Here is a 24,407-nt window from a genome sequence, read left to right as displayed (position 1 = left end):
GCCTCTCCTTTACACTTTTTTGGGCGATCCACCCGCGACCATCTGCCTGCGAGCGAGCGCCTCTCGGATACGCTGAACCACGTTCGGCCCTAATACCGAAAAGATCAGCAGTATTCCGACGACGATGTTCTGGATATCTCCACTGATATTGGTAAGGCCAAGAGCATTGCGCAATGCTCCTATGATAAAGAGTGACAGGATCACGCCGATCAGCGTCCCCCGACCACCAAAGATGTTGACACCTCCTAACAGCACAATAGTTACCACGTCCAGTTCAAAGCCGAGGGCATTGTCCGGGCGCGCGCTGGCAAATCGGGACGTGAAAACGATGCCTGCAAGCGCCGCCAGCAGGCCAGAGAGGACGAAGAGCAGCAGCTTGATCCGCGCAACATGGATGCCCGCGAACCGCGCTGCCTCCTGATTGTTGCCAATCGCATAGATCTGTCGACCAACCCAACTGCGATGCAGGAGCGCGAGAAAGAGCAGCGCTAAAATAACAAAGACTACGAACGGCCAGGGGATCAGCGTTCCCGGCACACTACCAAAGCCAAACGATGTGAAGTCGGCGGGAAAACTGCTGACGGCCTGATCGCCGATGATGACATACGCCAGTCCGCGATACAGCGCCAGCGTTCCCAGCGTGACCACCAGTGAGGGTAGCCCCAGCCGTGTCACCAGTAGCCCGTTGAGCAATCCCGCTATGGCCCCGACGAGCAGCGCGATTACGATACACAACCAGAGCGGGATGCCCGCATTCCAGAGGACGCCGAGCAGCACACTTGTCAAACCCAGCACAGAGGCAACCGAGAGATCGATCTCGCCCGCAATGATGATCAGCGTCATGGGTAGGGCCATAATCGCCTTCTCCATCAGGTCGCGGGTGAGCGCGGAGAAGTTGAAGGCCGTGAGAAAATAGGGTGAGCGGAAGCTGCCATAAACAATGGCAAGCAGCAGCAGGACAACCAGAAAAGCATCCCACGAGTTTACCAGCGCTTTTGCTCGCTCTTTGATCATCTCTGCCTCCTGACAACCAGTGTGCGCTGCAACCAGCGGGTGATGAAAGAATCGAGCGTGACGGCGACCAGGATAGCGGCCCCATCGATGGCCTGAAGCCAGAACTGCGAGAGCTTGAGCAGATTGAGCGCATCATCGATGGTTCCCAGCACGATTGCGCCCAACATTGCTCCAATGATGGTGCCCGAACCGCCGAAGATATTCACACCTCCCACCACAACAGCAGCAACAACCTGAAGTTCGAGTCCGGTCGCCGCCGTCGCATCCACCGTCGCAAACCTCGCGCCCCAGAGGACGCCCGCGAAGCCGCAGAGCAGGCCCGACAGCATGAATGTGCCAAAGACTAACAGATCGCTGCGAATACCAACGAGCCGCGCTGCTTCGGGATTGCTACCGATGGCGTAGAGCTGGCGACCGCTGCGTGTAGAATGGAGCAGATAGGCGAAGATCAGGGCGATGGCGGCAGCAAAGATAATCAGGGCCGGGACGCCTACCCCGAACAGCCCGATGCGCGCCGTTGCCAGATTGAGAAAGCTGTCCGGTACATCGGAGGCGCTGACCTGCGAGCCGCCAGCAATCACGAAATCCAAGCCGCGATACACATAGAGCGTGCCCAGTGTAACAATGATGGCGGGAACGCGCCCGACCGTGACGATCAGCCCGTTGATGGCCCCTAGCACAAGGCCCACTGCACATCCTAACAGGATAGCAAGCACCAGGTTGGTGCCGGGCTGCTGCTTGAAGAGATTGGCGACGAAAAACGCGGTGAGGCCAACCATTGAGCCAACGGAGAGATCAACGTTGCGCGTCAGCACCACCAGAGTTTCTCCAACCGCCACAATCGCCAGAATTGCGATCGAAAGGAGGATCTGTTCGATGTTCGATGGCGAGAGAAAGCGTGGCACCTGAATGCTGACAATGGCAACGATCAGGATAAGGACGATAAATAATCCAAGTTCACGAATTCTGCTCACTGACCCGACCAGCCGGCTCTGGCTGCTTCGTGGTGGGATTGGTGCCTTTTCCAACCCTTTACTTGTGGTCGTCATACTCTATTTTTCCCTATTGGTTTGCCCGGTTGCTGCAAACATTACGCGCTCCTGATCTGCCTCATCGCGCTCAAAGATGCCGGTGACGTGTCCTTCATGCATGACCAGCACGCGATCAGACATTGCCAGCACTTCAGGCAGTTCGCTGGAGATAAGGATAATAGCCAGCCCCTTTGCGGCAAGCTCGGAAATAATACGATGGACCTCGGCCTTTGCGCCGATATCGATGCCGCGCGTTGGCTCGTCGAGAATGAGGATCGAGGGATTGGTGATGAGCCACTTCGCCAGCACGACTTTCTGCTGATTGCCGCCCGAAAGCGCCTTGACGAGCTGTTGAATGCCAGTCGAGCGAATCCGCAACTGCTGTGAGTAGTTCGTGGCGATGCTGTGTTCGCGCTGACGATCCACGCCACCGATTTTGCTGACCTGCCGCACGATAGGCAGTGTCATGTTGGCGGCAATCGTGAAATCCATGACCAGCCCTTGCTGGCGGCGATCTTCGGGCACGTAGGCCAGGCCGTGTCGCATCGCGGCTTTCGGCGAAGAGATACGCACCGGCTGATTGTCAATGAGAATCTCGCCCTCATCGGCCCGGTCGATGCCAAACAGCACGCGCGCAACCTCTGTGCGCCCGGCTCCGACCAGCCCGGAGAAGCCGAGAATTTCGCCGTGCCGTAGCTGGAAGCTGACATCGCGGAACACACCCTTACGCGTCAGATGCCGAACCTCAAGCACGATCTCGCCTATCTGGGCCTCGCCTTTGGGGAAGAGCGAGGTAAGTTCGCGCCCGACCATGTGGCGAATAATCTCTTCAGAGGTAAGTTCGGAGGCTGGAGCGGTGATGACGCGAACACCATCGCGCATGATAGTGAGCTTGTCGGCCAGTTCTGCGATCTCCTCCAGGCGGTGGCTGACAAAGAGGATCGCGACTCCACGCTGACGGAGTTGCTTGGTGATGGTGAAAAGCTTCTCCACCTCATGTGGGGAGAGTGCGGCTGTTGGCTCATCCATAATCAGGATACGGGCATCAAGCGAGAGGGCTTTGGCGATCTCGACAAGCTGCTGATCGGCCACTGGTAGTCCACGCACCGGGGCATAGACGCTCAAATGTACGTCGAGCGAGGCCAGCAGCCGCTCCACTTCCTGATACATCTGCTTCCAGTCCACGCGCCCAAAGCGATCGCGGGGATGGCGGCCCATAAAGACGTTTTCGGCGACGTTGAGATCTGGAAAGAGCGTGGGTTCCTGATGAATGACCGCGATGCCGAGATGCTGAGACTGCGCCGGACTATGCAGTTCGGTTTCCGTACCGTTGATACGGATGATACCTGTGTCGGGACGATGGATGCCGCCCAGCAGCTTCACGAGCGTACTTTTGCCCGCGCCGTTTTCTCCCACTAACGCATGGATCTCGCCTGGATAGAGTGCCAGATCGACGCCGCGCAAAGCCTGGGTGGTGCCAAACTGTTTGGAAATATCGATGAGTTCGGCGATGGGTTCTGAAGGTTGCGTCATGGTTCCCCCTTCCTCGCGGGATGTGTGTGACGGTAGACCTTATATGCTTATTTTTAATGAAGAGGTGCAGCGCGAAGGATATATAGGATTTTATTTCATTTAATTTCAAATTCTTTTAAAAAGATAACATGAAAAAATGCTATTTGTCAAGAGATACTTGCTATTACCCTTGATCGATGGGAAGACGCTGCACAGGCGGTCTCACTCAGTATCACTTTTTATTCTCTAATTATTATCTGTGGAACTCGCACGCCCCGCTTTCAAAGGGTAGCGACAATCCCTTGTGGTTGTCGCTTTCCCCTAATTGTGTTTCTTTTCGTTTCAGACGAAAATAAAATAGAGAGAAAGCTCCATTGCTTTCTTTTCCCATGAGTCATCCCGAACTTTTTTGCTATGGCCCAAGGTGCTTCTGCATTCCGACAGCTCAGCGCTTTCGGCGCTTCGCTGTTGTTGGAGTGTGGAGGGTGGCGTGAGATGGGCTGCGCCCACCTCACGCCACCCTCCACACTCCAACAACAGCCGAGCAGCTTTGCTGCGAGAAGAACCGTCCCGGCGTTCTCTCATACTATGACACTCCAGGATGACTCATAGGGGGAAACATATTGACAGTTGCGTTTGCTCATGGTATATAGTGGATGAATGCATATTCAATTGCCTGGATATTCATTCAAAAATGCATTTTCGTTCTCACGAAGAAGGAGGAGAGTAGCAATGAGCAACACAAAGAAGCAAGTCCTCATATCGGGCGCTAGCGTTGCAGGGCCAACTCTAGCATACTGGCTCAAACGCTTTGGATTTGAGCCGACAGTGGTTGAGCGTGCGCCACAGATTCGGGCCGGTGGTTATCCGATAGATGTGCGTTATGAGGCGGCAGAAGTTGCGATGCGTATGGGCATCTGGCCGCGCTTGCAGCGGGAACAGACGACGCTGGGGAAACTTGTGTTTGTCGGTGCGCATCATCAACCTATCAACGAGGTGAACGTGCAGGGCTTGACCAAATCAACCGAACTTGAGCGTTTCTGGGTTGAGATTATGCGCGGCGATCTGGCGTGTGTACTCTATGAGCAGACGAAAGACGATGTTGAGTACATTTTTAGCGATTCCATTCAGACCTTTACGGAGAGCGAGGAGGGCGTGGAGATAACGTTTGAGCATACCAGCCCGCGCCGCTTTGATCTGGTTGTTGGGGCCGATGGCCTGCATTCTCAGGTGCGAGCACTGGCTTTTGGCGATGAAGCACAATTCGAGCATTATAGCAGCTATCAGGTGAGCGTGTTCGGCATCGACAATTACCTGAAGCTTGACCGCGCAACGATTCTGGTCAATGGCGTGCCAGGGAAACAGGTCTATGTTCGCAGTCCAAAGGGAGACGGGGTCGCTGGCGCTATGTTTATCTGGAAGCAGCCGCAGAAGTTGCGCTACGACCGCCACAATCGCGAAGAGCAAAAGCGCCTGCTTGCCAGCATCTTTGCGGATCAGCAATGGGAAGTGCCGAAGCTGCTTGAGCAGTTGCAAACCACTCCCGATCTCTACTTCGATTCAGTGAGCCAGATTCGCATGGAGACCTGGCATCGTGGCCGCATCGTGCTGCTGGGAGATGCTGCCTACTGTCCCGCGCTCCTGACTGGCTACGGTTCGACGCTTGCCATGATCGGAGCGTATATCCTGGCCGGAGAACTGAGCGCCACTCCTGACGATTGCCGAGCCGCATTTCAGCGCTATGAGCAGGCTTTCAAGCCATATGTCGAGAAGGAGCAGAAGAAGCTGCAATCGGGCGCTGACTTCCTGATCCCCGGAACACCGCTCGGTCTATGGGCACGCAACCATCTTGCCCCGATGCTGGCACGAGCTGTGCTGGTGCCAGAAGGGATTGTGCGGCGGTTGCATCCCTGGTCCAGCATGCTCAAAAGCTACGAGAATACCCAAACTGTGCTTTAGTTGCGGAAATCAACGAGTCTTTGAGCTTTTTCCATCTTTCCATTTAAATCCGTATCAGCTATACTTGCATGAGATACCTGGAAATTCATCATGTTAGTCATGGCTTGGAAAGGATGCATGTTTATGGTGAAGTTCAATGATGTTTTTCATTCTACTTCTAGTTTAGATAAGGATACCCAACCTTCCACCCCTGGCTCTAGTGGGGATACCTGGCTTTTTACTCCTGGCTCTGATAAGAGCACCCGACTCACCACTCCTGGTTCTGATAAGAGCAGCGCGCTAGATGTGATGAAATTGCACGTGGCTCTAGAGCAAGAGCAGCAACGAAACAGGGTCGAGAGAAGAACATATGAGAAAGTTCCCAAGTCATCCCCCTCTAGAGGATCCAACGCCAGGATACAACTGCCATGCTGATGTATTCATTGATCGACAAGGAAATATTGGTGAGGACGAGCAAGTCCAGACTATTATAAGAGATCATAAATATTACGCTATTAAGCAAGACGAGGCAAAGAACAGCGAGGCAGTATTCTACTATGAGCCAAAACACTATCCATCCAATCCTTATGATCATCCAGATGAACTTTGGCGCTATGCGCCTAATCATATAGGAAAAGTAGTCATTGATGAGAGTGGAAATATGTCCATAGCGAGTAAGCCAAGTGGCTATGGCTTTCTACCGTCACACGATCCATACCATCCTGAAATAGTAGCGCTCTATGGCAAACCTGTATTTGTTCGTACTGACCGACCGATGGGCCACCGCCTTCACGAGACGCCCCCGCCGATTCCTGAGAGCGATTAAAGACCCGCGTGTCCTGGGGAGGCTCATAGTCAGGACTGCCGGAGCGCAAAATTTATCAGCCATTCGCATTTTTAAGGGCAGGGAGCAGGAAGAAGCCTCAACCTGCACTCCTCACCGCGTTGCTGTGATGTTGTTATTCAGTATTAAATAACTGTTATATAATAAATACTCTTCTAAAAATCATCTGTTGCATTGTATATCTGGTTGTGCTATACTGGAACAATGATGCTGTTGGGATAGTAAGGGAACACCACATGCCAGAAGATTCATATAAACGCCATCAGAGATACGATACCTCCTTGAAATCGCTTGTGCAGGAACACGCCGCCGAAATACTGCCCTGTCTGTGTCCAGGTGTTGTATTCGAGCGCGAACTCGATATCGAGATTATTCGTCCTACTATGCGAGCCGATAGGGTCTACTTAGTTTGGTATCGCAATGTGCAGCACATTCTTCATATCGAGTTCGAGTCAAGCGATGCCGACGAGGAGATGGCCGCACGCCTGCTGACCTATAACGCTGTCATCTACCAGAAGCACAAACTTCCAGTGATCTCGATCATCATCTATCCTTTTAAAGCTACCATGCCAATTTCGCCTTTGTGCATCAAAAGCGGCGACGACGATCTGCTGACTTTTCATTTCCGCACGCTAGCGTTGTGGGAACTCGACGCTCATCAATATGTGCGCGATCACGATCTCGCCATGTATGTGTTGCTGCCAACAATGGAAAGTGCTGATGCACCATTGATCTTGCGTGCTATACAAGAAATGGAGGATAATTATAGGGGAGATCAGACCAAGCTTTCCCAGGAACTGATCTGGATGGAAATACTCATGCGTCGCTCCGGCGCGATGTCCGTTGAAGCGAAAGATACAATCTACAGGAGGTTGAGCATGTTCGAGCGAATTTGGGATGAAGATCCTAAAGTGCAAGCTATTACGGCAGAGGCCATAAAAAAGGGCTTACAACAGGGGATCGAACAGGGGATCGAACAGGGGATCGAACAGGGGATCGAAAAAGGGATCGAAAAAGGGATCGAAAAAGGCGAGATAAAGACGTTGCGCACTACAACGCTCGCGGTGGTCTCCGCTCATTTTCCCGGCCTGCTGGACCTGGCGGAACGTCAACTGGCTCAGATTGATGATCCAGCTAAACTTCAGCAGTTGTTTCACCTGATCCTTACAGCTCCCAACGGAGATGTTGTCTATAAACTGCTCAACGATCAATAATGTGTGCTGCCAAGCTCTATGATGAAATTTCCTTTCGGAAGTGGGAATCTCTTTCGTAGTGGAGCGATTTATCGCGGGGGGGGACCGATGACAGGCCCCCCCGCGATAAATCGCTCCACTACGAAAACTTTACCGGATAGACGTTTCAAAATCAGGGAAGCCTCATAGGTTCACTCGTGCCTCCCTGAACATTACGCCGGGAGTAGCCGCAGCGTCACGATCTCGTATGGTCGCACAGAGAAAGTAACCTGTTGCCCATCAGCCGCTAGCTCCTCCTCGTTCTGCTCTAACAGGTTCGTGCGGTGCGCACCTGCCAGCGCAAAGCCGGTCGAGAGCGTGACGGGTCCGCGCTGGCGCTGACTCTCATACAACCGCACGATCACCCCGTTGCCGTCCTCCGCCTGCTTGATCGTCTCGATCACGATATTGGGTCGGCTCACACTGATAAACGATGTAGCAGTTTGCGGCTCGGCAGCACGCGCCTCAGCTGGTTGATAGACCAGCAATGGATCGTTCAGCGCATAGGCGGCAGCTATCGTCTGCTCGTTCCAGCTTCCCTGATGTGGCAAAATGCTATAGCTGAAACGCTGCTCGCCCTGGTCCGCTTCGGGATCGGGCATTGTTGGACTGCGCAACAGGCTGATCCGTATTACGTTGTCGCGGATATCGTGCCCATATTTGCAATCGTTCAGCACGCTCACCCCGTAATCGCCCTCGCTGAGATCAACCCACTTGTGCGCACAGGTCTCGAAGCGCGCCCAATCCCAGCTCGTATTGCGATGCGTCGGTCGCTGCACATTGCCCCACTGGATGTCATACGTCGCGGTCGGCGTCAACACCTCGACCGGGAAGGCCACCTTGAGCAACACATGTCGCTCGCGCCAATCAATCGTCGTGTCGATGTCCAGGAGCGGACTGTTGTACTGCAACGAGATGTGCTGTGTGTAACTGCTGTGCAGGATGCGCCGCTCGATTTCCAGCGTTGCTCGCAACGGGCCGCTCTCGACAACGCGAATCGAGGTTGCAGGCTCTGCCAGCCATTGCTTGTCATCATAAAAGATATCCACATCCCAGGCATCCCAGAACATCGGACGATCCTCAAACGCCTGGAACTGGTTGGCAAGCCTCCCCTCTGGCAACACCTCGCGCTGGCCCTCTTTATCGTAAATGCGCGCAATATCGCCGTCCGCGTTGAACTCGATCCGCACATAGCGGTTTTCCAGCAGCGAGGACGTGGCAACCAGTCCTGTCTCCGCCGCCGCCACTGCATCGCCTGCCGCAACGTTCAACGCATTGACGCTCGATGCCGCCGCTTCCAGCGCAATCAGCGTGCCATCTGCGGTTTCCTGCGTGTAGACCGGCTCGTTGGTCGCGCTATTGGTGAGATGCTGACCCGCCGCCAGCTTGCCCGACCAGAGTGCCAGATCTGCACGCTCAAAGGAGATCGGATTGACCACCAGCAGATCGCCGCCAACGCGCGCCGCAATGCTCTGCAACGCTCCATCTCGCACGCTCGTCCCGATCTCCGCAATCTCTCCGTACTGCTTCTGCGACTCAACGTAGACGGCGTTGATGCTGCTGCCAGGAATAATGTCGTGGAACTGATTGAGACAGACCAGCTCCCAGGCATGGCGCAGGCTCTCCGTTGGATAGCTGTACTGTCCGTCAAGCCGGGCCGCCAGCGCCGCCAGGAACTCAGCATCGTGCAGCAAAAATTCGCTCTTGCGGTTGGCACGCTTATTGCGGCTCTGCGTGGTGTAGGTGCCGCGATGATATTCGAGATACAGCTCACCGTTCCAGGTCGGCAAATGCTCCTCGCTCGTCTTCTCAAGCTGACGGAAGAACGAGGTCACATCCCCCTGGCGCATGCGTGGGAAGGCTGGTAGCGCCTCCATTTCGCGAATATTTTCGATCATCTCGCGCGTCGGACCGCCGCCGCCATCGCCATGCCCAAACGCCATTAGCAGCGGTGGATTCTCCAGACCGCGCCCCAGGTCTTTCTGCTGGAAGTTCGTCCAGGTGCCGTACAACTGCTCGGGCGTTGCCAGCGCATTGTAGGTGCTGGCGTAGGCGCTCTGTTCGGGTGTCGTGCTAAAGTGTGTCAGCACGCGCGTCCCGTCCAGTCCCTGCCACCAGAAGCTATCGTAGGGCAGGCGGTTATACTGGCTCCAACCAATCTTGATGGTGAAGAAGTATTCCAGCCCAGCCTGCTTGATCAATTGCGGCAAGGCCCAGGCATAGCCGAAGACATCGGGCAACCAGAGCACCGGCGAATCCTCAATGTCGGGAAAATGCTCATGGAAGAAGTTGCGGCCCAGTAAGAACTGACGTGCCAGCGACTCCGCGCCGCTCAGGTTACAATCAGCTTCAACCCACATGCCGCCGATCAGCTCCCAACGCCCCTCTGCCACGCGCTGCTTGATGGTCTCGAATAGCTCTGGATAATCCTGGCGGATATAGTCGTACAGTTGTGGCTGGCTCTGCGTGAAATGATATTCCGGGTACTGTTCCATCAGGCTGTTGACCGTGTGGAAGGTGCGCCCCGCTTTGCGCCTTGTCTGCCCCAGCGTCCAGAGCCAGGCCACATCGATATGCGCGTGTCCCGTGCCGATGACCTCGATATTCAGGGGAGCGCCTGCGTGAGCAATGCCCGCTTTTAAGATCTCGTGTGCCTGTTCCACGCTTGCATAGAAGCCCTCGCCGAAGGGTTCGCTGGTATCCAGCGCGATAAACGCCTCGTTGAGCGCGTGCAACAACTGGCCTCGCGCCGGTGTCTCATCCTTCAACGTTTTCGCAGCCCCTAGCGCGACTCTGGCCGTTGCGATAAATGCTCGTGTCGGCTCATCGATCTGCACCACCTCGCATTGCCGCATTAACAGATGTCCGCTCGATGCTTCTCCCATGCCTCCACCCAGGCCGGTCCAGCCATGCAGGGCCAGCGCATGCTCGCGCCCATCGTGCCATTTCTGTTGTAAGTGTACTTCATGGTGATAGCGATCACAGGCCGCATAAGAGACGCCATCGATATAGACCAATGCTTCGGGATGAATGAAATCCCCGGCATCGCCCAGCGGCAAATAGAGGGCAAAGGTGCCGTTCCGATCCCAATCCGCCGGGATCTGGAAATGGCCGCGCATCATAAAATCGGTCCGCCACGTTCCCCAATAGGTGTCGGGACCGATGATCTGCCAGTTGTTATCATCTACGTCGTCGCCGATGAGTGGCGCTGCGTCCGGGCTGGCAAGCTCTGTATAGGCGAAGGGTGACAATGGATGGCGTCGCCGATAGACCAGCGGCTCAATGAGCTGCAAACGCTGCTCGATCTTCTGTACCGTCCAACGGTTTTTGTGAATCACGAAAGACTCTCCCTGAAAATAAGATAACGATATCTTTTTAGTATACCACTTCCTTGAGGACAACGTTGTCAGCTCAATTACAGGCTCTCGACTCTTAGAATAGAAGAAATCCTGTTCAACCAGTGATCAGGGCTTTCGGGGTGTGGCTTTAGTGGTGTATACTGTGGCAAAAATGGATATATTTGTATTTCTACTCACGGGGCTTGAGCGGATAATTGTGGTGTATCCACAAAACCTTCCGGGGTGTGCTCGTCGATAGTAGGGGCGATGGCTTGTCCTCGCCCTGGTTCATAAGACACAAAATGAGCAACGTGGGCGAGGACAAGCCATCGCCCCTACTATCGACGATGAGCGATTCTCGTTTCATTGATGTGTCGCATAGAAATCGAATAGGATGAAGATGGTGATGGAGACATTTACCCAACTGAGCTATAGTGGACAGATTCGCCGAGCACGCGAGCTGGCGGAGGCTGCACTGACTTATTATGACCTGGGCAATGGACGCCTCTCCCTGCTAACCCACCGCAGCAACACGATTTTTCAGGTGCATGCCACGAGAAAAATAGAGGATCTGGCTGGCGAGGAACTGGATCGCGTGGAAAAATCGCGCTACATGTTGCGGCTCTACACAACTTCTTTCCCGCCCGAAAATCAGGTTGTTTCCGAGCTGCTCTGGCTATCGGCGTTGCGTAAAGAGACAGAGCTGGTGGTGCCGGAGCCTGTCCCTGCCCGTGATGGCTCGCTAGTGACCGAGGTTGCGGTGGAGGGCATCCCGGAGGTGGCACATTGCGTCGTCTTTCGCTGGGTCAATGGTCGCTTCGTCGATAGCGGCCTGACGCCAACCAAAATGGAGCGCGTCGGTATGTTTATGGCTCGCCTCCATCAGCACGCCGAAAAATTTACCCCTCCTCCCTCTTTTGATCGTCCGCACTGGCACTGGCAGTGGATATTTGATAAAAATACGGTGCTCGATCCCGAATTTGTCGCCAGGCATAAGCTCTCGGAAGATGCGCAGGCAATCTTTACTGCCTGCGCCGAGAAGGTCGGCGTGACTATGCGTGCGATGCCCCGCGATGCGGCTCACTATGGGTTGGTTCACTTTGATCTTCAGCAAACGAATTATCTCTTCTATAAAGACGAGGTGCGGGCCATCGATTTTGAGGATTGTTGCTGGAACCACTATCTCTTCGACATGGCGATCACGCTCTCTGGTGTGATGGCCCGACCCGATGAGGATGTGCTGCGAGCTGCCTTCTTTGAGGGCTACACACGAATGCGTGCGCTTCCTCCACGCTACGAAGAGTGGCTCAATGTCTTTACCGCCCAACGCTTGATAAAACGTGTCAACTATCTCTTACGCCTGGATACGCCCGAGAATCTCGCGCTTGCCCCTGCATGGATCGAATCAAGCCTGGACTGGTTGAAACGTTTTCTCGATGCTTGAGCTATGCAAGATCCTTTAATTGAATACTATTCTGCGCGAAACTCAGCACATCTTCCAATAAGCTGAGCAGTACGGGATAGAGTTCTTCCTTGAGATCCGGGTTCGTCCCTACACGCTCCCGTAAAGTGTTGATGTAGCAGTGATAAGCACGGATAAGATAACCTGTATCACATTGAGGGCTGGTGGGGAGGCGGCGCAGCTGCGAAAGGGTTAGATGCCAGCAACGGTCAGCCTGTCGATAACAACTGCTGATGAAGCCCTCTTCGGATGCCGTTTTCGCTATCTCCTGCGCCAGTTGCCCGGTTGCCTGATAGACCTCTGCCTGAATAAGTGGATTGTGCTCACTCTTGAGCGTTTCCTCGGTCAGACATGGCAGGGCTGGCGAGGTGGCAAGTGGTGCTGGTCCCCGAAACGCTTGCACCTGTTGCAAAAGGGGCCAGAGACGCTGCTCGTCGCTCATAGCATCCAGGACTAGCTGACAGAGTGATGCGGCCCGGGCGAGTTCGCGCTGTCCGGTGCTGTCATTGCCGCCAATCCGCGCCTGTTTCGCACGCTGGATGCGCAAACGTACAAGATAGGCCAGCGCCGTATAGAGCAGAAGCTCTTTCTCCTCTGGCATGCTGACATCGTTCTCCTGCCACTCCATGAACACCTGATAACACTGCTCCTCTGCATCATCGAGCAGGACAGTATTGTTGAAGATTGGACGTGTATCGTTCTCTTTCGCCCGTTCCACTGTATATCGCCGCTGCCATGCGCTATAATCGAGCAAGATCATCGCCTGCATCAGCCGAACGCGCCCCACGCCTGCTGTGTCGTGGCTGGCCTGATAGAGAGCGCGGCTCTGAAGTAAAAAGCTGATCGCTCGTTGATAGGTTTGCTCATATGCTTCTACTGTCTGTCGCCGCTCCTCTGTAATATCCTGAACGCGATAGAGAGCCGCATAGGTGCAATAGCCCAGGCCCAGATAGAGTTGTGCCGCCAGCAGCAGATGATGGGTGGAGCGTAGGTGTTGCTGGGCGTATTCATAGTGGTTGCGTGCCTGCTCATGCTGCGCCAGCACACAGTAATCGTGCCCGCAATGCAACTCGATCAGCATCGGCAAATCCGAGTGCTGTTCCTCAACTGGGGACTGTTGTAAGGTCTGCCGCGCTCTTTGATGATAGGAGAGGGCCTGGATATAACTCTGCTCAAGGTAATAATTCGTGCCCAGCGCATCAAGGATCGGGGCCTGCTGGTGTTCGGGCGCAAGGACCAGTGCATATTCAAAGTATGGCCGTGAACTCGTAAGGTCTCCCTTGCCCTGCGCAATCAAACCTCGTAAAAAAGCCATTCGTGCCTGTCGAATCGCGTGCGATGCCTCCTGCTGCTCATTTGCCTGCATCAGCATTTCACGTGCCAGCGAGATCGTCGAGGGATTGGCGTCGGACAGGATGAAGTTGAAGAGAGCGGTTACTTCTTGTTGTGCCTCGTGGAGATATTCCTTCTTGTCTTGCTCCAGCACTAGAGAAGAATCGCCATGTTCCGCTTTTTGCTGTAACAACTGTTCAAAAAGATCAACAGGTTGAGCAAGCTGTTCGGCAAAAAAACGCAATGCCTCATGCGAGGGTGTGATACTGCCTCGCTCCATCGCGCTAACATATGATTTTGAATACTGCTTTCCTCCCAGTTCGGTTTGCGTCAGACTGCGCTCTCGCCGAAGGTGACGGATATGTTCTCCCAATAAAGATTGCATGCTTCCGATCCTCTCTGCCCCCAAGAATACAGAATACAGAATGTGATCTCTTTCGGAAACTCTGCCCTGTTGCAAGACTTCTTGTTCCACATACTGAAGTAAAAAGAACAACTATTTTCTACTTTCGTGAGTGTACTGCTGGTTAAGAAATGCGTCAAGCCGATAAGGCAATTGTGCTAGAAGATTTCTTCCTGAAATTTCTTGCCTTATGAACTCTGGCACGTTTTGATTACATAAAGCGTATACAAGAAGGAGGTGTAGGAAGGAGAAAATAGCATGAACAAAGAGAGCCATATGACTGGACATGATATGATTGCTCTTGGTGCTTCGGCGGGAGGCGTTGAGGCTCTTATCGCGATTTTGCGAACATTGCCCAAAGATCTACCGGCAGCGCTTTTTGTTGTGCTCCACATCCCTGCTCAGAGTCCCAGTCTGTTGCCTGATATCTTAAATCGTATCTGCCCTTTGATTGTTCTGCAACCAGAAGATGGGGTAAAGATCGCCTACGGGCATGTCTACGTCGCTCCCCCAGACCATCATCTGCTGATTGAACGTGGCTCTCTCTGCGTGACGCGTGGACCCAAAGAGAATCGCCATCGTCCTGCCATTGACCCTCTCTTCCGCTCTCTCGCCTACTCCTATGGTCCACGCGGTACAGGCGTTGTGCTGACGGGAGCGCTCGACGATGGAACTTCCGGCTTGTTGGCGATTAAGCAACGTGGCGGCATCGCTGTCGTGCAAGATCCTGATGAGGCGCTCTATCCTAGTATGCCACTGAGTGCTATAGAACATGTGCCTGTCGATTATCGCCTCCCTCTGGCAGAGATTGGCCCTCTCCTGACACGCTTAGCTCATGAACCTGTGCAAACCTTGCAGCTCTCTCCGCCACCTGAAGATCTGCAACGTGAAATAAGGATCGCGGCGATGGAAACAAATGCGCTGAATGAGCATGAACAAATAGGAAAACCTTCGGTCTACTCTTGCCCGGAATGCGGCGGCGTCCTCTGGGAGACTCAGGATGGCAATCTTCTGCACTTCCGTTGTCGCACCGGGCATGCCTTCTCTCCCGAAAGCGTGCTGGCTGAGCAATCCGAACAACTGGAACATGCGCTGTGGGCCGCTTTAAAGACGCTGGAAGAGAAGGTGAGCCTGATGCGCCGCCTAGCTCTTCAGGCTCAGGAGAACGAGCGCTCCTGGCTGGCACAGCGCTATGAAATGCAGTGGCGTGATGCAGAAGAACACGCTATCCTCTTGAGGCGTATCTTGATGCAAGGGACGCGAGAACCTTTCGCTCTGGTAGACGAAGGAGGAGACGAAGTGGACCCGGAGACGCCCTCCTGAGATACACTTCATCGAATAAAGAAAACATTGACACTCCCCCGGTCGTAGTCAATCGCTCGACTACGACCGAGGTGTTAGAGCAAGCAGGGCTTTCCAATTCTCCCATCTAGCAGGAGTGCAGAGGGCGGCAGCCCTTTGCCGGGGTGCGGGGTGTCCCCGCAAAAACCTTTTTTCTTCTCTTTTGCGCGCCGCCGCAGGCGGCGCGCGAAGGAGGGAAGGAAACTGGGGACGCCCCAGGCCCCGGCAGGGAGACCCCTGCACCCCTTTGAGCGGAGAACTGGAAAGCCCTGTTAGAGCAAGGGAAAATATTGACACTACTTACAAACAGGCATATAGTAGTAACGTGCTGTTTTGCCTTATTTTTGCTGGAATCTGATAGAAGAAGCTGGACCATATTTATGAGTATGAGCGAGAACGACGTTGAGAAGGTCGATGCTGTTCCTGGCGATCTGGTTGTTGTCGGCTCTTCCGCTGGCGGTGTTGAGGCCCTTTCTATTTTCGTAGGGACTTTGCCCCTGGATTTTCCGGCACCTATCGTTCTGGCCCAGCATCTTGATCCCTCCCATCCCAGCACGCTTGATATGATCCTGCAACGACGCACCCGCCTGCCCGTTGAGGTTGTCATGTCCAGCACGCAAATGCAAAATGGGTATATCTATGTGGTTCCTTCCAATCGCCACGTCAGCATTCGCGATCATCAGGTCGAGGTGCGTGATGATCGGGCCAAACGTCCCAGGCCGTCTGTCGATACGCTGCTTTCTACCGCCTCAGAATCCTATGGCGATCATTTAATCGCCGTGATCCTGACCGGCTCCGGCTCAGATGGGGCAGTTGGCGCGGTTGATGTGAAAAATGCTGGAGGGATCGTTATTGTGCAAGATCCACAAACTGCTCGCTATCCTTCTATGCCTCTGGCCTTGCCGCCAACTGTTGTCGATTTTGAGGTCAATATCGATCAGATCGGGCCTTTGCTCTATGATTTACTGACGGGAGTCAATATTCCACAAACAGAAGAACGAACCGAGGATGTCTTGCGTGAAATACTCGGATTGGTTAGTCGTCAGGCCAGCATCGATTTCCGCCCCTATAAAACTTCGACCATCTTACGTCGTATCGGTCGTCGCATGACCGTGACGCACAACCGCAGCATGCGCGAATATGCCGAGTATCTCAAAAACTCTCCCGAAGAGGTCGGCCAGCTCGTCAAGGCCTTTCTCATTAATGTCACGCAGTTCTTCCGAGACCGTGAGGCGTTTGCCTATTTGAAGAATGAGATCATGCCCACGTTGATTGCCACTGCGCGTGGCCGAGACCGCGTTTTGCGCTTTTGGGCTGCCGGGTGCGCCACCGGCGAAGAACCCTATTCCCTCGCCATGCTGATCACCGATCTGCTCGGGGCAGAACTGCCCGAATGGAGCGTGAAGATCTTCGCGACCGATCTCGACGAGGCCGCCATCAACTTTGCCCGGCGTGGCCTTTATTCTGATAGTATGCTCAAAGGCATGCCCACTGAATATCGTGACCGCTTTTTTGAACGCGTCGATCATGGCTATCGCATCTCGAAAACGTTGCGCCAGATGATTATCTTTGGTCAGCAGGATCTCAGCAGAAGCGCTCCCTTCCCTAGAATCGATCTGGCGCTCTGTCGCAATGTGCTCATCTATTTTACGCCTGAATTGCAGGAATACGTCCTCAATCAGTTTGCCTTCTCGCTCTCGCCTTCTGGCTATCTCTTCCTGGGGAAGGCCGAGACGGTGCGCTCAATACAATCGTTTTATGAGCTTGTCAACAAACAATGGAAAGTCTATCGCTGCACTGGCAACGCCCTCCCCTCAATGCGCCGCCAGACACTCATGAATGTAGATATGAACGCTCCACGTCTGGAGGGAGCGGCCATAAATCGTCAACATAGAACGATAGGAAAACAACCTGTGGATCAGGAACCGCCAGCCCCATCTCTCGAAATTGGGCAGTTGCATCGCTTTAATGAATTGCTTCTGCGTTTCCTGCCCATCGGTGTTGTTGTTATCGACCGCACCTATCGTATCCTGACCGCCAATGGTGCCGCCCGCCGCTTGTTGGGTCTGCGCCATGTGGCTGCTGAACAGGATTTTCTGCATGCCGTGCGTGGCATCCCTTATTATGAGAGCAGAGCTGCCATCGATAGCGCCTTTCGTGACCGTAGCACGACCCAACTACCTGAAATCGAACTGGATGCCTCTGCGGGCGGCAACGGGCGCTATATTAGCCTCTCCATCTCTTTTATGCAGCTTGAGAACGGTAGTCCTGACCTGGCGACGATCTGTGTCACCGATGTAACGCAACAGGTCCAGGTGCGCCAGCAACTCGAAACCGTCCAGGCTGAACAGACACAGCTAATGAACGAACTGAGCACCGCGAACAAGCGGCTGAGCGAAATGAATAAAGAACTCATCGATGCTAACGAAGAGCTACAGGTCTCGAACGAAGAACTGGTGCTAACCCATGAGGAGTTGCAGGCCAGTATTGAAGAGTTCGAGACGACCAACGAAGAGCTACAGGCGACCAACGAAGAGCTAGAAACCAATAACGAAGAGCTACAGGCGACTAACGAAGAGCTAGAAACGACCAATGACGAGCTGCGCGCCCGCACTGGCGAGCTACAGGAGTTGACCTCTATTCTCGAAAGCGAGCGTCGCCGCCTTTCTGAAATGGTTGAGTTAGCCCCATTCTATATCCTCGTGCTGCGCGGCCCGACTCTGATCGTGGAGGCGTACAATCCTCGCTATGCTCGCCTGCTCGATGCGCGTGCCGTCCAGGGACGCCCGCTTGATGAGGTGCTCGATCTCTTCTGGGAATCCGGCGTGGAGATTGTTCACAGGGCTAGAGATGCCTATCGCCTCGATATGGTGCTCACCACACCGCGCATGCTCACCCATCTGCCCAATCCGCAAGTCGGGCGTCAAGAATACTATTTTACCTATACCATCGTGCCATCGCATGATGCCAACGGCAAAGTTGATGGCGTGATCATTTACACGCTCGACGAGACAGAACAGCGCTGGCGCGAAATGGAAGAGGAGCGTGAACGGCTCAAACTCATCTTTCAGAATTTCTCGACCGCAGCCCTCGCCCTCTTTGATGCCGAGACGGGCGAGTTGATGATGGGCAGTCCCCGCTATCTGGACATTGTGAGTCGCTTGCGCGATCTCTCTCCTCAGTCCCTGATCGGGCGTAGATGGCATGATATCACGTTTATTACATCAGACGAGCAGATAGAGCAATTCTGGCAACAGGTCGTTAAGGAGTGCACACCCGTTCGCATCCCCGAACTGTCCTATCGTCCCTCCCCTGACTCCGAAGAGATTATCTGGGATTATAACCTGATGCCTTTGTTGGATCAGGAACACAATGATGTGGTCCGTTTTGTGCTGGTCTCCGCTGTGGAGGTCACGGAACAGGTGCAGGCGCGCAAAGAACTGGAACAACTGGATACCATGAAAGATGAGTTTTTCTCGCTCGTCACCCACGAATTGCGTAATCCCCTCACCACTATTCACGGCAATGCGCAACTTTTGCAGCGCGCACTTCAGCGTCAATACGAGGCCGGTGAACAGGGAACCACGCATGAGCGCAACATCGAGCAGGAGCAGACCTCGCTCGACCGCATCGTTCACCAGACAAGCAGAATGAGGAAGCTCATCGAAGAGATGCTTGATGTGCCGCGCATCCATCGTGGAATGTTTGCGCTGCATGATCGCGAAACGGTGGATATCGTCGCCCTGGTGCGCGAGGTCGTTGAGCAGATCACCTCCTCCGATCACACCCTGCTTCTGGAAGCTGATGAACAGCCCATCCACGTTTCTATTGATGTCTCGCGTATCGAGCAGGTACTTCATAACCTCATCGGCAATGCCCTCAAATATAGTCCTGACTCAACAAAGATAACGGTGGCGGTCGCGAAAAACGCGGAGCAGCCCGACGAGGTCGTTGTTTCCATCCATGATGAGGGATCGGGCATCAGCGAGGAGGAGCAGGAGCATATCTTTGAGCGCTTCTATCGCGGACATCGTTCCACAAATGGCAGTGAAAAAGGATTGGGGCTGGGCCTCTACATTTCTCATGAGATTATCACTCAGCAAGGGGGCCGTATGTGGCTCGAAAGCACTCCCGGAGATGGTAGCACCTTCTACTTCTCTCTGCCTCTGCAATAAGTGTAAGAAAGAGTTCGCACAGGAGAGGAGAGGTTGCATCGACGGACTTCTTGACAAGGAGGGTTCTGGAGCCGTTTGGTGTCATCTCTCCTGTGCGTGTATCAGAAACAGCCTGATCCCTTTACCTCTTTTACACGATTCAAAGAAGTTTTCCGATGCAAATTCCTCTGGAATTTGTTCAATTCCTGGAATTTCTTGCGCTTCTGTCCGCCAGCGCCGTGCTGTTAGCTTCTCGACATGAAAAGCGACCTCTACTGATGGATGGAGAATGGTTTTGGAGGAAGTTGGATACCCAGTTACCGATCCATCCGCAGAGGCCTGTTTGATCTCTCACTAAATTTGAGAGGATCTATTCTTCACTGTTCTACTATAACATATAGTAGTGCTGATGACAAGCTCTACATTTAGAAGTTTATGGAATTGACATGTTCTTCTTGAGAAGAATTTAGCGTTGTGCCCGCGTCCCGGGCAAAAGTAGCAGCACCAGCAGTGGAGCCACTCCCAGCGTTGCTACGCCCGCCCAGATGCCAGATTTGCCCGCAATCAGGCCAACGATCGCGGGCAACGCAATTTCAAACGGACTACCCAGGCTGATGAGTGTGCGCACCATGCCAGGACGCCCCGGCAAGCATGCATAGGCTTGCCCTTTGGCGATGGGATACCAGCCCGTGACACCTACTCCGATGAGAAAGAGTGCCAGCGCGATCAGCCAGAGCGACTGCGTACTCAAAAAGAGGATCATTCCGATTAGTACCAGCCCGGAGAGCCATGCCAGCAGGCGTATAGGCGCGATTCGTTGTAGCAGCCAGCGCTCGATTACCAGCAGACTGAGCAGCGCCGAGATCGTCAGATCGGCCACCAGCAGGCCAATCGCAACCTCGCTCGCGTGCAGGACATCACGCAGGTAGAGGGTGGCAAAGCCGATGAAGATCTCGTCCATCATGGTTGGGATGAGCGAGAGCGCGGCCCAGCTGAGAAATACTCGATCATGCAAAGCTGTGCGCATCGTTGCCAGCAGCGATGTTCGTATCTCTGCATGCTCGCTATGCAGCGGTGCGGGAAAACGCTGCACGCTCACAAAGAGCGCCAGGCCCAACCACAAAATCGCGGCCAGCCAGCAGAGCGCGGGCCAGCCCAGATGCAGACCCACAAGCAGCGTTACCACCAATGGAGCCAGCACGTCGCCAACGCCGCTCGCCAGTGTCCAGCGTGCCATTGCTCGTACAGTATCGAGAGGATGCTGATCGATATGGGCCGATTGCGCACCACCCAGCGCCGCCTCCCCTCCCATATGAATCAGAATAAAGGCCAGCAGCAGCACGACAAAGATATTGCTACTCCCAGCCAGCAGAAAGCTTGCCGACAGCACAACTAGCCCGCCTGCAATCCAGTAGCGCCGCGATCCCAGGTCACTCAACAAGTTAATTACTGGCTTCGACAAAAATGTGCTGACCAGTTCGGTGATGCTGAACAACAGCCCGATGCTGGCGTAATCGAGGTGGAACTGATCGCGTATCAGCGGCAGACCAACCGTTGGGAAGCCCGAAACGATCTCATCCAGACAGGTCACGCTCAACAGCGCAATCGTGAGCCAGGAGCCAGTTTTTCTCTGTCCGACAAACAGACGGTGAAACATACATACATCCTTTCTGAACGGTGAAAAGCGGGAAAGAGGAGTACCATTCAGAGAAGGAGGCGCACGACACCGCCGGACGCGGAGGAGTATGCCTGTCCGGTCGCTATCAGACCCATCACATGGGGATGGGCAATGTAATCTTGCAAGAATTTAATGAGGAGGGCTATGCGTATGCATATGATGAGTATAACATAATGATGGTGATCTTCCCCGTTTCGTAGTGGAGCGATTTATCGCGTTGGGGCGGCTCCACAGGCGGTTCCACCAACGCGATAAATCGCTCCACTACGAAACATTTTATCGGTTTTGAAAGGAAATTTTATAATTGCGATTGGGCAGCATGAGATGCGCTTCAAACCAATCGCGATAATGAAATGGAACAACCAGGATCGGGAATCCGAATATGGCAGGGGCGATGGCTGGTCCTCGCCCTGGTGCTACCATCACGGCCTGTGGAGCCGGGCGAGGACCAGCCATCGCCCCTGCCATATTCGAGAGGTATCATATGTCGGATGCACCACGCATCGCATGACGACGAAACAGAGAGGCTTCCCGATGTTGGTGGTGAAAAATCATCATCGCTCGACTACGACATCATATTTGACGCTCCTTCGCTCTATCCTTGATAATGGGAGAGTACATATTCAAAACGTGTTAGTAATTATGGAGAACGGGAATAGTTCATGACCAGTTTCCAACAGACTGAGCTATGGGAGGTCACGCGGCAACTCATAGCCTTCAATACCGTCAGCGCGCTCAGCAACCTTGAGGCCGCTCACTATCTTGCTGGCTATCTGGACGAGTGCGGCTTCACAACACATGTGCTGACCAATACGATCAAAGGGGTGCAAAAGGCGTCGGTTGTGGCCTGGGCTGGCCCGGAGAGCGCCGATGGGCTAATCGTCTCGGGCCATACGGATATCGTGCCCTTTGATGGACAACCCGGCTGGCAATCGGACCCGCTCGTGCTGAAAAGCGATGGGCAACGGCTGTACGGTCGTGGTGTCACCGATATGAAGGTCTTTCTCGCCCAGATGCTCCTGACGGCAAAGCATCTCCCGCTGGCCCAACTCAAGCGCCCGCTCGTCTATATCTTTACTTACGACGAAGAGGTCGCGAGCCAGGGATCGGGCAACCTCGTTCAGGTTCTCCCGCAACTCTTCAAGACCATTCCCTTGCCGAAGATTGCCCTGATCGGCGAGCCAAGCGGCTTCGAGGTCTTTCCTGCACATAAAGGATTCGCTGCCTTCGATATCGTTGTGCATGGCAAGGGCGGACATAGCAGCCTGCCGGACCGGGGATTGAACGCGATTGCTAATATGGGCCACATCATCCAGATGCTTCAAGAGGTCAACGCGGACATGCAATTGCACATCTCGCCCATCAACCGCGATCTCTTCCCTGAAAATCCCGCCTCCGCCTTCAATCTCGGCGTCATTCATGGTGGGCTGGCCGCCAATATGATTGCCGAAACCTGCCGTCTTACCGTCAGCCTCCGTATCGCTCCGGGCGACGATGCAGAGTCTCTGGTTGCTCGTTTGGGTGAGCGGATCGAGCGCGAGGTTGCGCAGCCAATGCGCGCTATCTCTGTCGACTGCGATGCGCGCATCGAAGAATGTGTCATCGCTCCCCCGCTCTCTTCGCCGCAAGAGGCTCCTTTCGGCAAGATGTTGAGCCAGATTATTGGCACGCCGCTTGATCGCGGCGCACCCTTTGCCACCGATGGCGGCCATTTCCAGAAGCTCGGTATTTATTCGTATGTTTGTGGTCCCGGCCTGCTGGGAGAGGCCCATCAGCCCAACGAAAGCATCCCCATCGACCATTGTGTGCTCGGCCTCGAACGGCTCGAACAGATCGTCCACGCCTGGTGCATCGACGGTTGGACTGCCTGATAAATACTCAATTTTTATATAAAAAGAGATGCTGAATACTTCATGCGGCATCTCTTTTTTTGTTTGCATCTTTTTAAATTTTCCATAGTATCGCCTTGCCATATTCAGTTCTAATATGCTATAAATTATATTAGATAGTGATTCAAAGTAATGCAGAATTCGTCAAAGTAATCCAAAGTGAGGTATAATGATGGAACCGTTGTTGACTTCTGATGAACTGGCGGCCTATCTGCGCGTCGATGTGGTCACGATTCGCCGCCTCGTGAACCGGGGAGAGTTGACGGCCTATCGCGTCGGCGGCGAGTATCGTTTCATGGAACCCGATATAGAAGGCTATCTCCAGCGCCAGCGCGTCCAGGCGAACGAGAACGCTCTATCCGACCCCGTGAGCCGCGTTGGTCCACTGGCTTTGTTGTTTCGCCGCATCTTTCCCGAAGAGCGCGACCGCTTTGAGCACTTTACCAATCGGGCGCGTAAAGCGATGAGCCTGGCAATTGAAGAGGCGCAAAAGCTCCAGCATAACTATGTTGGTACCGAGCATCTCCTGCTGGGTTTATTGCGCGAGAAAGAGGGAGTTGCCGCCCTCGCACTTCACAATCTCGGGGTTGAGTTGGAGCAGGCTCGTCTCTTGATAGAACAGATCATAGGCATGGGCAAAGAGGCGGTGATCGGAGGACAGCCGGGCCTGACACCGCGCGCGAAACATACGATTGAACTGGCCGTAGAGGAGGCAAAGAGCCTGGGCCATCACTATCTCGGCACCGAACACCTGCTGCTCGGCATCGTCCGCGAAGGAGAAGGCATTGCTTGCAAAGTAATTGAGATGATGGGAGTAGCTCGCGATGCGGTGCGGGCCGAAGTGATTCGCATGATAGGCGAGAAGATCGCCCTCCCTAAAGTTCTGCTGGAAGCTACCGACGCCGCCGCCGCTGCAAATGTAGATGTACCACATTTCGTATGCAGCTCTTGTGGAACCAAATCTCCAACGTCATTCCGCTATTGCTTCAATTGCGGTCAGGCGTTGACTCAATCATCTGAATCGTCCAGTGCGCAATCGGATGAGGAGCAGGGCGGCTCTTGAGAAGCTTGCCAGGCTGGAAAGAAGACTTCGATTATCAGTCTTTCACCCCACGTAGCGACAAGGGGTGGTGGTGGAGGTGATGCGGGGGCCTTGCGCTTGTCGCTGGAACCACCCAGCAAGGGCGACAAGCGCAAGGCCCCCGCCAAGACCCCCAACCGCCCCTTGTCGCTACGTGA

Annotated in this window: 15 protein-coding genes; 9 read left to right on the top strand and 6 right to left on the bottom strand. The window is 54.1% G+C overall.

The genetic code is table 11. The annotated features are described in order from the left end of the window. Positions 1-9: 9 nt before the first annotated feature. From K3T83_RS38360 to K3T83_RS38350, 3 genes are read right to left on the bottom strand one after another with little or no spacing between them, the layout of a single operon-like run. Entirely contained in the window at positions 10-1,014 is a 1,005-nt protein-coding gene (locus K3T83_RS38360) for an ABC transporter permease (RefSeq protein WP_220208416.1), read from the bottom strand. Beyond that, positions 1,011-2,063, bottom strand: coding sequence for an ABC transporter permease (locus K3T83_RS38355; RefSeq protein ID WP_220208415.1), 1,053 nt, complete (start codon positions 2,061-2,063; stop codon positions 1,011-1,013). Before K3T83_RS38355 ends, K3T83_RS38360 begins: the two co-directional genes overlap by 4 nt. A gap of 3 nt (positions 2,064-2,066) precedes the next feature. Then, positions 2,067-3,578, bottom strand: coding sequence for a sugar ABC transporter ATP-binding protein (locus K3T83_RS38350; protein WP_220208414.1), 1,512 nt, complete (start codon positions 3,576-3,578; stop codon positions 2,067-2,069). A 711-nt stretch (positions 3,579-4,289) separates the two neighbouring features. Here K3T83_RS38350 and K3T83_RS38345 point away from each other — a divergent pair. The 3 genes from K3T83_RS38345 (at position 4,290) to K3T83_RS38335 (ending at position 7,553) form a co-directional block, all read left to right on the top strand. After that, positions 4,290-5,516, top strand: a complete 1,227-nt coding sequence (locus K3T83_RS38345) for an FAD-dependent monooxygenase (protein ID WP_220208413.1) — start codon at positions 4,290-4,292, stop codon at positions 5,514-5,516. Positions 5,517-5,865: 349 nt separating this feature from the next. Continuing rightward, the gene (locus K3T83_RS38340; RefSeq protein WP_220208412.1) at positions 5,866-6,321 is read left to right on the top strand and encodes a hypothetical protein; all 456 of its coding nucleotides are present in this window, start codon (positions 5,866-5,868) and stop codon (positions 6,319-6,321) included. A gap of 254 nt (positions 6,322-6,575) precedes the next feature. Then, the gene (locus K3T83_RS38335; RefSeq protein WP_220208411.1) at positions 6,576-7,553 is read left to right on the top strand and encodes an RpnC/YadD family protein; all 978 of its coding nucleotides are present in this window, start codon (positions 6,576-6,578) and stop codon (positions 7,551-7,553) included. 191 nt (positions 7,554-7,744) lie between these two features. Here the strand turns inward: K3T83_RS38335 and K3T83_RS38330 are convergent, their stop codons facing one another. Next, complete coding sequence (locus K3T83_RS38330; protein ID WP_220208410.1) at positions 7,745-10,909, bottom strand: alpha-mannosidase; 3,165 nt, start codon at positions 10,907-10,909, stop codon at positions 7,745-7,747. 406 nt (positions 10,910-11,315) lie between these two features. Here K3T83_RS38330 and K3T83_RS38325 point away from each other — a divergent pair, with 406 nt between their 5' ends. Then, a complete protein-coding gene (locus K3T83_RS38325; RefSeq protein WP_220208409.1) occupies positions 11,316-12,353 on the top strand; it encodes a phosphotransferase enzyme family protein in 1,038 nt (345 codons plus the stop codon). A gap of 1 nt (position 12,354) precedes the next feature. On the opposite strand, the gene K3T83_RS38320 is transcribed toward K3T83_RS38325, so the two are convergent. Further along, positions 12,355-14,088: a helix-turn-helix domain-containing protein gene (locus K3T83_RS38320; RefSeq protein WP_220208408.1), complete on the bottom strand. Its 1,734-nt coding sequence runs from the start codon at positions 14,086-14,088 to the stop codon at positions 12,355-12,357. Between the two features lie 276 nt (positions 14,089-14,364). Here K3T83_RS38320 and K3T83_RS38315 point away from each other — a divergent pair, with 276 nt between their 5' ends. Continuing rightward, on the top strand, positions 14,365-15,429 hold the full coding sequence (locus K3T83_RS38315) for a chemotaxis protein CheB (protein WP_220208407.1): 1,065 nt from the start codon (positions 14,365-14,367) through the stop codon (positions 15,427-15,429). Positions 15,430-15,827: 398 nt separating this feature from the next. Then, positions 15,828-19,622 carry a CheR family methyltransferase gene (locus K3T83_RS38310; RefSeq protein WP_220208406.1) on the top strand — a complete coding sequence of 1,265 codons (3,795 nt, stop codon included), beginning with the start codon at positions 15,828-15,830 and terminating at the stop codon, positions 19,620-19,622. A gap of 445 nt (positions 19,623-20,067) precedes the next feature. Here the strand turns inward: K3T83_RS38310 and K3T83_RS38305 are convergent, their stop codons facing one another. Continuing rightward, positions 20,068-21,258 (bottom strand): MFS transporter, encoded by a 1,191-nt coding sequence (locus K3T83_RS38305; protein WP_220208405.1) that lies wholly within the window; start codon positions 21,256-21,258, stop codon positions 20,068-20,070. A 403-nt stretch (positions 21,259-21,661) separates the two neighbouring features. On the opposite strand from K3T83_RS38305, the gene K3T83_RS57410 reads away from it, so the two are divergent. The 3 genes from K3T83_RS57410 to K3T83_RS38295 all read left to right on the top strand — a co-directional run bounded on the left by K3T83_RS57410 (position 21,662) and on the right by K3T83_RS38295 (position 24,231). Next, positions 21,662-21,790 (top strand): hypothetical protein, encoded by a 129-nt coding sequence (locus K3T83_RS57410; protein ID WP_268963542.1) that lies wholly within the window; start codon positions 21,662-21,664, stop codon positions 21,788-21,790. 151 nt (positions 21,791-21,941) lie between these two features. Then, entirely contained in the window at positions 21,942-23,150 is a 1,209-nt protein-coding gene (locus K3T83_RS38300) for a M20 family metallopeptidase (RefSeq protein ID WP_220208404.1), read from the top strand. 187 nt (positions 23,151-23,337) lie between these two features. Further along, positions 23,338-24,231 carry a Clp protease N-terminal domain-containing protein gene (locus tag K3T83_RS38295; protein ID WP_220208403.1) on the top strand — a complete coding sequence of 298 codons (894 nt, stop codon included), beginning with the start codon at positions 23,338-23,340 and terminating at the stop codon, positions 24,229-24,231. Positions 24,232-24,407 lie beyond the last annotated feature (176 nt).

The sequence above is a fragment of the Reticulibacter mediterranei genome, assembly GCF_016587455.1.
The sequence above is the reverse complement of the archived record's forward strand: the minus strand, read 5'-3'. Positions and strand labels throughout refer to the sequence as shown.

Bases quoted from the DNA above. Each gene is read 5' to 3' on its own strand.
- K3T83_RS38335 (WP_220208411.1), top strand. From the start codon at position 6,576: ATGCCAGAAGATTCATATAAACGCCATCAGAGATACGATACCTCCTTG.
- K3T83_RS38360 (WP_220208416.1), bottom strand. From the start codon at position 1,014: ATGATCAAAGAGCGAGCAAAAGCGCTGGTAAACTCGTGGGATGCTTTT.
- K3T83_RS57410 (WP_268963542.1), top strand. From the start codon at position 21,662: ATGGCAGGGGCGATGGCTGGTCCTCGCCCTGGTGCTACCATCACGGCC.
- K3T83_RS38325 (WP_220208409.1), top strand. From the start codon at position 11,316: ATGGAGACATTTACCCAACTGAGCTATAGTGGACAGATTCGCCGAGCA.
- K3T83_RS38350 (WP_220208414.1), bottom strand. From the start codon at position 3,578: ATGACGCAACCTTCAGAACCCATCGCCGAACTCATCGATATTTCCAAA.
- K3T83_RS38320 (WP_220208408.1), bottom strand. From the start codon at position 14,088: ATGCAATCTTTATTGGGAGAACATATCCGTCACCTTCGGCGAGAGCGC.
- K3T83_RS38315 (WP_220208407.1), top strand. From the start codon at position 14,365: ATGAACAAAGAGAGCCATATGACTGGACATGATATGATTGCTCTTGGT.
- K3T83_RS38345 (WP_220208413.1), top strand. From the start codon at position 4,290: ATGAGCAACACAAAGAAGCAAGTCCTCATATCGGGCGCTAGCGTTGCA.
- K3T83_RS38355 (WP_220208415.1), bottom strand. From the start codon at position 2,063: ATGACGACCACAAGTAAAGGGTTGGAAAAGGCACCAATCCCACCACGA.
- K3T83_RS38300 (WP_220208404.1), top strand. From the start codon at position 21,942: ATGACCAGTTTCCAACAGACTGAGCTATGGGAGGTCACGCGGCAACTC.
- K3T83_RS38310 (WP_220208406.1), top strand. From the start codon at position 15,828: ATGAGTATGAGCGAGAACGACGTTGAGAAGGTCGATGCTGTTCCTGGC.
- K3T83_RS38340 (WP_220208412.1), top strand. From the start codon at position 5,866: ATGAGAAAGTTCCCAAGTCATCCCCCTCTAGAGGATCCAACGCCAGGA.
- K3T83_RS38295 (WP_220208403.1), top strand. From the start codon at position 23,338: ATGATGGAACCGTTGTTGACTTCTGATGAACTGGCGGCCTATCTGCGC.
- K3T83_RS38305 (WP_220208405.1), bottom strand. From the start codon at position 21,258: ATGTTTCACCGTCTGTTTGTCGGACAGAGAAAAACTGGCTCCTGGCTC.